Origin of the sequence: Limobrevibacterium gyesilva (assembly GCF_025989185.1) — a bacterium.
GTDB lineage: Bacteria > Pseudomonadota > Alphaproteobacteria > Acetobacterales > Acetobacteraceae > Limobrevibacterium > Limobrevibacterium gyesilva.
Genome location: NZ_JAPDNT010000008.1, coordinates 161214 through 173752 on the forward strand (window position 1 = coordinate 161214; position 12539 = coordinate 173752).

At 70.3% G+C, this 12539-nt stretch carries 13 protein-coding genes; 6 read left to right on the forward strand and 7 right to left on the reverse strand.

Going from position 1 to position 12539, the window contains the following annotated elements; all coding sequences use genetic code 11:
- Nucleotides 1-11 precede the first annotated feature (11 nt).
- A complete protein-coding gene (locus tag OL599_RS12810) occupies nt 12-1085 on the forward strand; it encodes a threonine aldolase family protein (protein WP_264714165.1) in 1074 nt (357 codons plus the stop codon).
- A 69-nt stretch (nt 1086-1154) separates the two neighbouring features.
- On the forward strand, nt 1155-1589 hold the full coding sequence (locus OL599_RS12815) for an EF-hand domain-containing protein (protein WP_264714166.1): 435 nt from the start codon (nt 1155-1157) through the stop codon (nt 1587-1589).
- 49 nt (nt 1590-1638) lie between these two features.
- Here OL599_RS12815 and OL599_RS12820 read toward each other — a convergent pair whose 3' ends face one another.
- A complete protein-coding gene (locus OL599_RS12820) occupies nt 1639-2262 on the reverse strand; it encodes a TetR/AcrR family transcriptional regulator (protein ID WP_264714167.1) in 624 nt (207 codons plus the stop codon).
- Between the two features lie 154 nt (nt 2263-2416).
- On the opposite strand from OL599_RS12820, the gene OL599_RS12825 reads away from it, so the two are divergent.
- The 4 genes from OL599_RS12825 (at nt 2417) to OL599_RS12840 (ending at nt 6529) form a co-directional block, all read left to right on the forward strand.
- Complete coding sequence (locus tag OL599_RS12825; protein WP_264714168.1) at nt 2417-3580, forward strand: HlyD family secretion protein; 1164 nt, start codon at nt 2417-2419, stop codon at nt 3578-3580.
- A gap of 6 nt (nt 3581-3586) precedes the next feature.
- Entirely contained in the window at nt 3587-5149 is a 1563-nt protein-coding gene (locus tag OL599_RS12830) for a DHA2 family efflux MFS transporter permease subunit (RefSeq protein ID WP_264714169.1), read from the forward strand.
- 395 nt (nt 5150-5544) lie between these two features.
- Nucleotides 5545-6243: an AzlC family ABC transporter permease gene (locus tag OL599_RS12835; RefSeq protein WP_264714170.1), complete on the forward strand. Its 699-nt coding sequence runs from the start codon at nt 5545-5547 to the stop codon at nt 6241-6243.
- Nucleotides 6236-6529 carry an AzlD family protein gene (locus OL599_RS12840; protein ID WP_264714171.1) on the forward strand — a complete coding sequence of 98 codons (294 nt, stop codon included), beginning with the start codon at nt 6236-6238 and terminating at the stop codon, nt 6527-6529. The genes OL599_RS12835 and OL599_RS12840 overlap by 8 nt, the downstream gene beginning before the upstream one ends.
- 95 nt (nt 6530-6624) lie before the next feature.
- Here OL599_RS12840 and OL599_RS12845 read toward each other — a convergent pair whose 3' ends face one another.
- From OL599_RS12845 to OL599_RS12870, 6 genes are all read right to left on the reverse strand, one after another.
- On the reverse strand, nt 6625-8127 hold the full coding sequence (locus OL599_RS12845) for a hypothetical protein (protein WP_264714172.1): 1503 nt from the start codon (nt 8125-8127) through the stop codon (nt 6625-6627).
- A complete protein-coding gene (locus tag OL599_RS12850; RefSeq protein WP_264714173.1) occupies nt 8115-8600 on the reverse strand; it encodes a CinA family protein in 486 nt (161 codons plus the stop codon). Before OL599_RS12850 ends, OL599_RS12845 begins: the two co-directional genes overlap by 13 nt.
- Nucleotides 8597-9952, reverse strand: coding sequence for a DUF2252 domain-containing protein (locus OL599_RS12855; protein WP_264714174.1), 1356 nt, complete (start codon nt 9950-9952; stop codon nt 8597-8599). Before OL599_RS12855 ends, OL599_RS12850 begins: the two co-directional genes overlap by 4 nt.
- A gap of 45 nt (nt 9953-9997) precedes the next feature.
- Entirely contained in the window at nt 9998-10450 is a 453-nt protein-coding gene (locus tag OL599_RS12860) for a phosphatidylglycerophosphatase A family protein (RefSeq protein WP_264714175.1), read from the reverse strand.
- Nucleotides 10447-11292 carry an alpha/beta fold hydrolase gene (locus OL599_RS12865; protein ID WP_264714176.1) on the reverse strand — a complete coding sequence of 282 codons (846 nt, stop codon included), beginning with the start codon at nt 11290-11292 and terminating at the stop codon, nt 10447-10449. Before OL599_RS12865 ends, OL599_RS12860 begins: the two co-directional genes overlap by 4 nt.
- Nucleotides 11280-12539 (reverse strand): lytic transglycosylase domain-containing protein (locus tag OL599_RS12870; protein WP_264714177.1); only part of this gene is annotated, 1260 nt, incomplete at its 5' end. The genes OL599_RS12865 and OL599_RS12870, both read right to left, overlap by 13 nt.

Sequence of the window (12539 nt, forward strand, 5' to 3'; positions counted from 1 at the left end):
AGAAGTGCCCCATGGTCCATGCCCCGCCGCCCCCGCCCCCCGGTCTGCCGCCCGTGCGCGTCAACCTGTATTCGGACACGCAGACCAAGCCGACGCCGGCGATGAAGGCGGCGATGGTGGCGGCCGAGCTGGGCGACGAGCAGGCGGGCACCGATCCCACCGTGACCGCGCTGTGCGAGCGCATGGCAGCGTTGCTGGGCAAGGAGGCCGCGGTGTTCCTGCCCAGCGGCACGATGTGCAACCAGGTGGCGATCCTGACGCATTGCCGCCCCGGCGATGAGATCCTGGCGCACGAGACCGCGCATATCCTGACCAGCGAAGGCGGCGGCGCCGCGGCGCTGACGGGGGCGCAGATCACCGGGCTGTCCGGGCCGCAGGGCCAGTTCTCGCTGGAGGCGCTGCAGGCGGCGATCCGGCCGAAGAGCCGCTATGCGCCGCCGCAGACGCTGGTGGAGGTGGAGCAGACGGCCAATCTGGGTGGCGGCGCCGTCTGGCCGCTGGCCACGCTGAACGCGATCGCCGCCTTCGCGCACGAATGCGGTATGGCCACCCACATGGATGGCGCGCGGCTGACGAACGCGACCGTGGCCGCCGGCATCGCGCCGGCCGAGATGGTCGCCGGGTTCGACAGCGTGTGGCTGGACTTCACCAAGGGCCTGGGCGCGCCGCTGGGTGCCGTGCTGTGCGGCAGCAGCGAGTTCATCGGCCGGGCCTGGCGCTGGAAGCAGCGGCTCGGCGGGTCCATGCGCCAGGGCGGCATCTGCGCCGCCGCCTGCCTGTACGCGCTGGACCACCACGTGGACCGGCTGGCCGAGGACCATGCGAACGCGCGCGTGCTGGCGCGGGGGCTGGCGCAGATCGAGGGCATCACGGTGGAGGTGCCGCAGACCAACCTGGTGTTCTTCGACACGACCGGCACCGGGCTGACCGCCGAGGCCCTGGCCGCCCGGGTGCGACGCGAGGGCGTGGCGTTCTCGGCGATGGGCAAGTATCGCGGCCGGGCCTGTACGCATCTGGATGTGACCCTTGGGCAGATCGAGGATGCGGTATCGGTGATCCGTCACGCCGTTACGACACAGAGATAACGTAGAAGACACGCCAGGCGTGCCTGGCGTGGTCTAGACTCCCGCGGCGAGAATCGAGGAGGTTCGACGATGCGATGGATGATCCCCGCGTTGGCGCTGGCGATGGTGGCCGGACATGCGCATGCCCAGGGCACGATGGCGCCAGCCACGGCACCGACGACGCCGGCACCGGCCGCGACGGCACCGGCTAGCCCGGCCCCGTCGGTGTCGACCCAGGCGGCCCCGGCCACGAAACCCGCGGCCAAGCCGGCGGGCAAGACCGCTTCAACCAGCCACATGACGCTGCAGCAACGGTTCGATGCCGCCAACACCACGCATGACGGGCACCTGACGAAAGAACAGGCGCGGTCGGCGAAGATGACCCAGACGGTCCGGCACTTCGATGCGATCGACAAGGACCATAAGGGCTATGTGACGATGGACGACCTGCACGCCTATGCCTCGGCGCAGCGCGCGCAGCATCGCACGACTCCGGCGGCGAAACCGGCGCCGACGAAGAGCTGAGCAGGAACGGGCCCCTGCCGCCGCGGTGACGCCACCGCGGGGCGGGGGCCTATTTCGGCGGCCCGAAGGCGCGCAGGAAGGTCTCGACAGCCGCCGCGACGGTGGCGTCGATGTCGGCACCGGTGGGTGCGGGGGGAAGGGCGAGGGTCGCGCGCAGGAACAGGCCGGCGCGCAGCAGCGCCATGAATTGTTCGGCCGCGACATGCGTGTCCGCGGCGACAAGGTGGCCGGCCGCGGCCTGGGCCGCGACCCAGGCGGCGAAGCGGTCGCGGAAGGCCTGCGGACCATTGGTGATGAAGGCGCGGCCCAGCTCCGGGAAGCGGCCGCTCTCGGCGACGGCGACGCGGAAGATGGCGAGGGTCCGCTCCTGCAGCAGGAAGCCCAGGACGCGGACGCCGATCTTGTGCAGTTCGGCGCGGATGTCCTCGACCTCCGCGGGGAAGTTCTCGTCGTTCACCGTGTTGCGGCGGCAGGCCTCGCCGACGATGGTGGCGAAGAGCTGGTCCTTGGACTCGAAATAGGCATAGAGGGTGGCCTTGGACACGTTGGCCGCGCGCGCCACGGCCTCCATGCTGACCGATCCGTAGCCGTTCGCCATGAACAGGTCGGCCGCGGCTTCGAGCACCTGGCGGCGCTTCGGCGAGATCTCGGTGTCGGCATCGGGGAGGGTCACGCCATCTTGAACCATATGTGGATCGTGGTCCGCATGCTCCGGTTGCGTCAAGCCGAGAAGTGAACTGAACGGTTCAGTTCATCCTTGACGTTGCCCGGGGCCGTCCCGTAATCGAATCGCGCTGAACTGCCCGGTTCACCCGAGGACGTCCCTGATGAACGCCGTTTCCGACAAGCCCGCCGCCGCGGTTGGCAGTCAGTCCAGCCCCGGCCCGCGCCGCTCGCGGTGGACGGGCAAGGCGATGCTGCGCACCGGCGGGGCTGTCGTGCTGCTGATCGGTCTCGCCGCGACCGCCAACTGGTGGCTCGCCGAGGGGCGGTTCATCGAGAGCACCGACAACGCCTATGTGCAGGGCGACATCGTCGTGCTCGGCCCGCGCATCGAGGGCGATGTCGCGGCGATCCATGTCGCCGACAACCAGGTGGTGAAGGCAGGCGATCCGCTGATCACGCTGGATCCGGCGGACTGGCAGGCGCGGCTGGATCAGGCGCGCGGCAACGCGGCCGAGGTCGCCGCGGCCGCGGCGACGACGCGCCGCCAAGTGGAGCTGAGCCGGGCGGCGATCGCGCAGGCCGATGCGGCGGTCGCACAGGCCCAGGCGGAAGTGACGCGTGCGGCGGCCGAGGCGGGGCGCAGCGGCGCGCTGGTGGGCGCCGGCTGGACCTCGCGCCAGGCCAACGAGCAGGCGGTGGCCGATGCCCGCAAGGCCGAGGCGGCCCTGGCCTCGGCGCGGGCCCAGCGGGCGACGGCGGAGCAGGGACTGGCGGTCGCCGAGGCGCAGGTGGTGCAGGCCGATGCGCGCCGGCCGACCGCCGAGGCGGCGGTGCGTCTGGCCGAGAGCAACCTGTCCTATACCGTGATCCGCGCGCCGTTCGACGGCGTCGTCGGCAACCGCGCGGCCCAGCTGGGCCAGCACGTGATGGTCGGGCAGCAGCTCATCGCGGTGGCGCCGCCGGCGCAGCGGCTCTTCGTGGTCGCCAATTTCAAGGAGACGCAGCTGCGGCGCATGCGGCCGGGCCAGAAGGTGGTGCTGAGCGCGGATATCGACAGCGGCGCCGAGGTGCATGGCCGCGTGGACAGCCTGGCGCCGGCGACGGGGGCGCTGTTCTCGCTGCTGCCGCCCGAGAACGCCACCGGCAACTTCACCAAGGTGGTGCAGCGCGTGCCGGTGAAGATCGTGCTGGAGCCGGCGGAGGCGAAAGCCGCGCACTGGCTGCGCGCGGGCCTGTCGGTGACCGCCGAGGTGGACACGCGCGGGGCCGATGCCGAGCGCCTGGGCTTCCTGGGCACCGCGGCGGCGACGCTGCGGCTGAGGTAGCGGGCCATGCAGGCGGGCGCGCAGCCCGGCATGCCGAAGCTGAGCTGGCGGCAATGGGCCGGGTTCATGTCCATGGTGGTGGGCATGTTCATGGCGATCCTGGACATCCAGATCGTCAGCGCCTCGATCACCGAAATCCAGGCGGGGCTGGCGGCGAGCCCGGACGAGGCGGCCTGGGTGCAGACCAGCTACCTGATCGCCGAGATCGTGATGATCCCGCTGTCCGGCTGGCTGTCGCGCATGCTGTCCACGCGGGTGCTGTTCACCGCGAGCGCGCTGGGGTTCACGCTGTTCTCGGCGCTGTGCGCCATGGCGACCAATCTCGGGGCGATGATCGCCTTCCGGGCGCTGCAGGGGTTCATCGGCGGCGCCATGATTCCGACCGTGTTCGCCACCAGCTTCCTGCTGTTTCCCGGCGCCGCGCGGGCGCAGGTTTCAGTGCTGATCGGGCTGACCGCGACGCTGGCGCCGACCATCGGCCCGACGCTGGGCGGCTGGCTGACGCAGGCGCTGTCCTGGCACTGGCTGTTCCTGATCAACGTGCCCGTGGGGCTGGCGGTGGCGGCCAGCGTGTGGCGCTTCATCGACATCGACCGGCCGGACCTGTCGATGTTCCGCCGGTTCGACTGGTTCGGGCTGGCGTTGATGGCGACGTTCCTGGGATCGCTGGAATACGTGCTGGAGGAAGGCAACCGCAACGATTGGTTCCAGGACGAGACGATCTGCACGCTCGCCGCGGTGGCCACGGTGGCGGGGGTGGCGTTCTTCTGGCGCATGCTGAGCGAGCGCGATCCGCTGGTGGAGTTGCGCGCCTTTCGCAACGTGAACTTCGCCTTCGGCTGCCTGTTCAGCGTGGTGATCGGCATCGGGCTGTACGGGGCGGTGTATGTGGTGCCGCTGTTCCTGGCGCGGGTGCGCGGCTTCGACAGCTATGAGATCGGCAAGACCATGTTCGTGACCGGGCTCGCCATGTTCTTCTTCGCGCCGGTGGCCGGGCGGGTTTCGAAATACCTCGATCTGCGCTGGATGCTTGCCTTCGGCCTGGTGGTGTTCGGGATGTCCGTGTGGTGGCTGGCGCATCTGACCAGCCAGTCCTCGTTCTGGGAGCTGCTGCTGCCGCAGGCGCTGCGCGGCGCCTCGATGATGTTCCTGTTCCTGCCGGTGAACCAGCTGTCGTTGGGCACGCTGCCGCCGTCGGCGCTGAAGAATGCGTCGGGGCTGTACAACCTGATGCGCAACCTGGGCGGCGCGGTCGGGCTGGCGCTGATCGGCACCATCTCGACCACGCGCACGGCAATACACACGCTGCATCTGCAGGAGCAGGTGACCTGGGCGCGGCCGGGGGCGGAGAAGGCGCTGCACGGCATGACCAGCATGATGTCGGCTGCCAAGGGCGCCGAGGCGCATCTGGCGGCGTTGAAGCGCATGGCGATGATGGTGAACCGCGAGGCGCTGACGCTGGCCTATAACGACGTGCTGCTGCTGATGGCGCTGTGCTTCTTCCTGGCGGTGCCGCTGACGTTCCTGCTGGTGCGGCCGAAGATGGGCGGAAGCGTGGAGGCGCATTGATACCAACGGCCCTTGACGATGACCCTTCCATCGTCAAGGGCCGTTGGTATCGCGCGCCGATCCGCTTGCGGCACGCAAGCGCGTGCCTGTCGCGGGCTTGGTGGGCGGCGGCGCGCAAGATAACGACTCATACCAGCGGTCATTCTTCATGGCCGCTGATATGACGCCGGTTGGATGACCGCGCCAGCCCCGAGGCGGTCCTTGGCGAGGAAGCCGCCTTTCGGCCATAGTAGCTGACCCCAATGGGCACGGGAGAGGAACCTTTTGTGCCACGACGGCACGTCATCATCCTCAACGGCGTCGTTGGAATCCGTGGCGCTGCTGGCGCGCCGTGCGCGCTTGCGTGCGGGGATGCGCGGTGAAGCCTGATGTTGCATCTAAGGTCGAGGCGGCCCATGACCACGCAATCTGATTCGCCACGCGACTTCTGGACCGGCGCGCGTGAGATATCCCCGCTCGCCGTTGGCGTGGCGATCTACGGTCTGGCTTTTGGACTCCTTGCTGTTCAAGCGAGCTTCGATGCTCTCCAGGTTGGAGTGATGGGGGGAATCGTCTTTGCCGGAGGCTCGCAGATCGTTGCGGTCCAACGCATTGTCGCAGGAGCCGGAGCAGTTGCGGCGGTCGTCGCCGCAGTTGCCCTCAATCTCAGGCTCTTGCTGGTGACCGCTTCGATCCGGGATGTCTATGCGGGCCGTCCGTTCTGGCAGGTCGCGCTGGGCGCTCATGTCACCACAGACGAGAACTGGGCACTGATGCTGGTGGAGCGCGCCAAGGGGAGGAATGTCGGCTACTGGTATCTTGTTGGTGGAGGCGTGTGCCTTTGGCTGACCTGGTGCCTCGCCACGGTCATGGGCGTCGTCTTCGCGAGCGCGATCCCGGACCCCAAAGCCCTTGGGATGGACTTTGCATTCACGGCAGCCTTCATCGCCATTGCGAGATCGCTCTGGAAAGGCCGGAGCGATCTCCTGCCTTGGCTTGCAGCGGCCCTGGTCGTCGCCGCGTCAATCCGGTTGTTCGGCATCGAGCCGTCATGGGCGCTGATACTTGGCGGCGTCGCCGGGGCCGGAATGGCAGGTGCGACGCGCCGTGGCTGAATCCTGGCTCGTGATCGCGGCTCTTACGGTCGGTACGTATGCCATCCGGCTTTCCGGAGTCCTGCTCGGGCAGCGGATACCGAGGAACGGTGCATGGGCACGCGCGTTGAACGCGTTGCCGGGATGCCTGATTGTCTCTCTTGTTTCGGTTTCAATCCTGTCAGGCGGCCCGGAAGAGTGGGGCGCAGGTATCGTTGCGGCTGCCGTTGCCGTCTTGAGCAGGAACCTTCCTTTGACGATGGCGAGCGGCATTGCCTCGATCTGGCTTCTTCGCCACTTTGGTTGAAGCGGCTGGGACCGGCCGTGAGCGCAAGCCGGAAGGAAGCGCCGTCAATTGCCGGTGTCGCCTTCCAGGGTGGTCCTCGGACAGAGACGATTGCATCAATGGAATAATTTCTCCCGCAGCGCGTCGCCGTAGAGTTGGACCACCCCGTTCTGCAGATACATCTGCCCCGGGCCGTACGGTGACAGCTTGTAGAGCGCGAGCACGAAATACGTGCTGGCGAGGCTGATGGCCGTGGCGGCGAGCAATACCGCCCGCAGCCGTCTCGACAGCGGGTGCGCGGCCGCTTTTGTGGCCAGCAGATAGAGTGCGATGAAGCCGCCGAACTCCAGCAGCGGGTAGAATTCCATCCGGTAGCGGTAGTTCATGCTGATCGCCGTCAGCATGAGCAACGTGGGAATGGCGAGGCCCGCGAGAATCGCGAGCGTCTGGCGGGTGCTGATCGTGCGGGCGCGGTTGGCGCGGGGCAGCAGGTTGCAGAGGGCGACGAGCAGGATGAGCGGCAGCAGGTCGGTGAGCAGGAAGCTGCTGGGCGGCAGCTCGCTGGCGTCGAGCAGCCGGGTGCGGTGCTCCTCGAACAGCAGCAGCCCGTCGCCGCGGCGGACCACCCAGACCGGGAAGAAGTAATAGACCAGGCCGAAGGGGATGCGGGCGACGTTGAACAGGCCGTATTCGGCGCTCCGTATCAGCCGGTCGGGGTAGAAGCGGTTCATCAGGTAGAGATTGAAATCGGCGAAGGTCAGCGGATTGCCCCAACGCTGGGCATTCACCGCTGCCGCGGCCGCGCAGCCGGCCAGCAGGATGCCGAGCGGCGCCAGGATGCGGCGCGACGATAGCGTCGCGGCCAGCCGTGCGGCGGGGGCGCGCGGCTGGCCGGCGCGGGTGGCGTCGGCGATGGCCAGCACGGCCAGCAGCAGGCCGAGCGCCACGTAAAGGCCCATGCCGGTGGAGACGCGCGTGAGCAGCGCGAGGCCGGCGAGGGCCGCCATGCAGGCGAGGCGGCGCGTGGTGAACGCGCCCAGCAGCACGCCGCGGACCGCGCAGTAGACGAAGCCGGCGGTGATCGCGGCGGACCAGAACAGGACCTCCTGGTAGATCGACGTGCGCAGATATCCGGTCTGCGCGCCGGCCAGCAGCAGCCAGATGCCAAAAGCCGCGACCAGGAGAGCGCGGTCGGGCGAGGGCGGGCTTTGGCGGTAGACGAACAGCAAGGTGCGCAGCTTGAGATAGCCGGCGAGGCTGACGGCGACGAGGCAGGACAGGCCGGTGACATCGGTGCGCAGGCCCTCCGGCCAGGCCAGCAGCGGCAGGCGCACCAGTGCGCAGAGAATGCCCCAGTAGGAGTAGACACGGCCGTCGCGCCGGAAGCCCTCGTTGGCGACGGCGGCGGGATCGACGTCGAACTGCCCGCGCAGCAGGTGCTCGAGCATGCTGTTGAACGTCAGGCCATAGCTCGTGGGATGCAGGACGTTGAAATGGCCGTCGGTCAGGATGATCCCGTAATAGGCGACCATCAGCGCCGACAGCACGATCAGGATGAGGCGATCGCCGATCGAACGCGGGCGTGCCGTCGCGATGCCCGCTTCGGTCAGATCGCGCATTCCAGCAAATCCAGCGCCTGCGCCACGGCGGCGCGGCGGATGGCGGTCCGATCGCCCGGGAAGATCCGCCGCAGCGTCCGGGTGGGGTGGCCGCGGCGAGCGCAGCCGAACCAGACCAGGCCGACCGGCTTCTCGGCGCTGCCGCCACCCGGGCCGGCGACGCCGGTGACGGATACGGCGAGGTCCGCCGGCGTGCGCGCGATCGTGCCTTCAGCCATGCCGCGGGCCACATCCTCGCTGACCGCGCCGACGGCGGCGATCAGGGCGGCGGGCACGCCCACGAGGTCGGTCTTGGCTTGGTTGGAATAGGTGATGAAGCCGCGCTCGACCACGTCCGAGCTGCCGGCGATGGCGGTCAACGACGCGGCGATCAGGCCGCCGGTGCAGCTCTCGGCGGTGGCGACGGTGAGTCCGGCTTCGCGGCAGCGCTGCAGCAGCGCCTCGGCCTGGGCCAGGATGGCGTCGTCGATCATCGGCTCGTCGTCTCCTCGCGCGCCTCGATCCGACCCGACTGGATCGCGGCCTGGAAGTCCCGGAAGTCCTGCTCGGTCTGGTCGGCGTAGGCAATGGCGAAGGCGGCCAGCGCCGCGTCGAAGGCGTCGCCGTTGCCGAGATAGCCGGCGATCGCCGGGGCATCGCCGCTGCGCGCATGCGCGCGCGCCAGGGTGCGGCCGCAGAGCCGCGCGTAGAAGGGCAGGGCGTCGGCCTCGATGCGCGTGCCGATCGCGGCCAGCCGTGCGTCCTTCAGCTGGCGGACATAGAAATCGCGTGATGTCACGGGATCCTCGGCCCAGCTGAGGAACACGTCGGTGGCAGCCTGCATCATCCGCTGGCCCACCGCCACGCGCTGGCCCTGGTTGGCATAGGCGCTGTCGCCTGCATAGGGCGCGAGCACCGAGGGGCCCGCCTGCTTCAACTGCAGCAGCAACCTGTGGCCGTCGGCGTCGGCGAACAGGCCGATGGCGCAGAACGTGCCGACGCTGCCGACGCCCACCGCCTTGAAGGCGACGTCGCGCAGCCGGTAGCGCTGCACCAGCACGCGCCGTTCCTCCGCCAGGGTGTCGACATAGGCGGCGAAGGCGGTGTGCGCGGTGTGCTCGTGCCGGCCGAGGCGATAGATCGCAGGCGGGCGTTGCGGCAGGTGCAGGCGGTCAGCGGCGCCGACAAGGTGCCGGTAGGGGTCGCGGGTGACGTCCACCGCTTGCTGCAGGCGCTGGCGTTCGCGCCGGCGGACGGCACGGTCGCCGATGCCGTCGATCGCCGCGTCCAGGGCGATGCGCGAGCGCCAGGCGTCGACTGGGGCGGCGGCCGCGAGTTCGTGCATGTGCTGGCGATAGGCGTGGGCGGAGCGGCGGGCCAGGGCGCGCGCCGCCTTGTCGGGCAGGCCATTGGCCCGCCCCGCGACGGCCAGGCTGGCGGCGAGGCGCTTGAGGTCCCATTCGAACGGGGCGGGCAGGGTCTCGTCGAAATCGTTGATGTCGAAGACCGGGGTGCCTTCCGGCGAGGCGTAGGCGCCGAAATTCATGACATGGCAGTCGCCGCAGCTCTGCGCGCGCAGGCCGGTGTGCGGCAGGGAGGCGAGGTCGGCCGCCATCACCGCGGCCGCGCCACGCAGGAAGGCGAAGGCGTTGGTGCTCATCCGGCTGTAGCGGACGGGCAGAAGCTCGGCAATGCGGGTGCGGTCGGCGTCGATCAGCGTGGCGACGGGCGCGCGGCGGCCGGACGGCGGGGCCCAGGCGGCATGCGCGCCGCGCGGCAGGCGCCGGCGCAGGTCCTGGCCGATCTGGCGGCGGGCATCGGCGGGCAGCGGATCGGGGTCGCGCATGGGGTGGATCATGGCCGCAGGCGGGCCGGTTCGTCGATAAACTCCTTAGTCAAGCAATCCGGGCCAGCGGCTGCACGCCGCCCACAGGATGCCGGCAGCGATGGCGCCGGCGATGATGTCGTCGAGCATGACGCCGACAGGGCCGTGCTGGCGATCGGCCCAGCCGATCGGGCCGGGCTTCGCGATGTCGAGCAGGCGGAACAGCAGGAAGGCCGCCAGCAGGCCGAGCGGCGAGGGGTGAGCGAGCGGCAGCAGCGCGATCCATTGGCCGGCGAACTCGTCGATGACGACCCAGGAAGGGTCGTCGCGCACACCGGCGGCGCGGATCGCCCAGAGCCCGCCAAGGCTGGCCAGCAGCGCCGCCGCCGGCAGCGCCAGCGGTGAAGCAAGCATCAGCGCCGCACCCAGCAGCAGGGCGGCAAACGAGCCAACGGTGCCGGACGCTTTCGGGGCGTAGCCGGTGCCGAAGCCGCTGGCGATCATGCGGGCGAAGGTCATGCGGCCTCTTCCAGCAGGGCGTCGATGGCGTGCTCGGCCTGCGGTTCGGCCAGGGTGGGCGCGTGGCCAACGCCCTCGATCTCCGCAACGAGCATGTCGGGCCGCCTCGCCTGCATCTGCGCGACCGTGCCCTCCAGCAGGATGTTGCTGAGCGTGCCGCGCACCAGCAGGAGGGGGATGCGGGGCAGCGCGCCGAACAGCGGCCACAGGTCGCGGATCGGCGGTTTCAGCAGGGTGGCGATGCGGGTGTCCCAGCGCGGATGCCAGCGCCCATCGGTGCCGGGGGTGTAAGTCAGCTCGGCGAAGCGCAGCCATTGCGCATCGGTGCGCAGGGACAGATGGGGCAGCAGTTGGCGCAAATGCGCGGCGGCGGCGTTGCGGTCCGGCAGCGCGGGATCGGCGGCGATGAAGCGGCGCAGGAAGGCGCCGCCGGCGGCTCCCAGCTCGGGGCCGATGTCGTTGAGGACGGCGCCGGCCAGCATGGCCGGGCGAGTGGCGGCCAGGCCCATGGTCAGCAACCCGCCGAAGCTGGTGCCGACCGCGATCACGCGGTGCAGGTGCAGCGCCGCGCACACATCGATCACGTCGCGCAGGCAGGCTTCGGGCCGGTAGCGGGCGATGGCGCGCGCGCGGCCGGACCGGCCGCGGCCGGGGTAGTCCAACGACACGATGCGGCGGCGGCCGGCATGGCGTTCGGCGACAGCGGCGAAATCGTCGGCGGTACGCACCAGCCCGGGCAGGCACAGCAGCGGCACTGCGGCGTTCCGGTGCTGGCCGCCCCATTCCTGGACGTGCAGCTTCAGGCCATCCCAGGCATGGACAAGGCGGGTCAGCGCAGCCATTGCGCCAACGGATGCGCCAGCGGCTCGTGCCGCCTGGCGCGGTAGACGACCTCGTTCTCGATGACGCGCTGCACGTAATTGCGGGTCTCGCCGAACGGGATCTGCTCGATCCAGTCGATGATGTCGACCTGGCCAACCCCGCCGCGCGGGTCGCCGTTGGTGGCGAGCCATTCCTGCACCCGGTTGGGCCCGGCATTGTAGCCGGCGACGGCCAGCGGCACGGCGTTGCCGAACTGGTCCAGCAGGTCGCGCAGATAGGCGGTGCCGAGGCGCATGTTGTAGCCGGGGTCGAAGGTCAGCGCCGGCACCGAGGGGGTGGCGCCGAGCTTCTTTGCCACGCTGCTGGCGGTGGCCGGCATCAGCTGCATCAGGCCGCGCGCGCCGGCCGGGCTGACCGTGGCACTGTCGAAGCTGCTCTCCTGGCGGATGATGCCGAGGACGAGGGCAGGCTCGGTGCCGGCGGTCTTGGGCGGGTCGGCGGCCAACGGCCAGCCGGTTTCCGGCAGAACCAGGCCGTCGCGGCCGGCACGGCGGGCGATGGCGACCGCGGTTTCCGGCAGGCCGAAGCCGGTGGCGAGCCGGGCGGTCAGTGCCCGGTCGGCAGGGTCGGGCGCGATGTCGTCGAGCCGCAGCAGGAACGGCTGGGCGCGGCGGGGCTCGCTCCAGCTCGTCAGATAGGCGGCGGCGCGGGCCAGCTCGCGGCCGGCGAAGTCGAGCGCACGGGCGGCGTCCCACGGTGGGTCGCGCAAGGCGGTGATGCGGGCGGCCAGGGCGGCGGGGCTGTCGCCGAGCTTGAGCGCGGCGAGCTGGCCGTAGAACGTGTTCGGCCAGGCGGCTGCGGCGGCATATTCGGCGCGCGCCCCGGCGGCGTCGCCGCGCGCCTCGGCGGTGCGGCCAAGCCAGTAATGCGCGCGGCCCTGGGTGATCGCGGCCTTGGAGAGCTCGGCCAGGGCACTGAAATGCCGGGTGGCGGTCGCGGGGTCGCCCAGCTTGCGCAGGGCGATGAAGCCGGCGAGGAACTCGGCGTCCACCACCTGCTCGCCGCCGGTCTGGGCGTGGCCGGCGGCCAGGGCGTAGGCGCCCTTCGCGTCGCCCTGGCGCAGGCGGCGGCGGGCCATGATGTTGCGCTCGTCCCAGAACGCGGATTGGCGCTCCGCGGGCGCCGCGCGTTCCGCAGCGGCGCCGGCGGCGGTCCACAGCGCCAGGGCCGCGTCGTCCTGGCCGGCGCGGCGCAGCCAGCGCGCCTG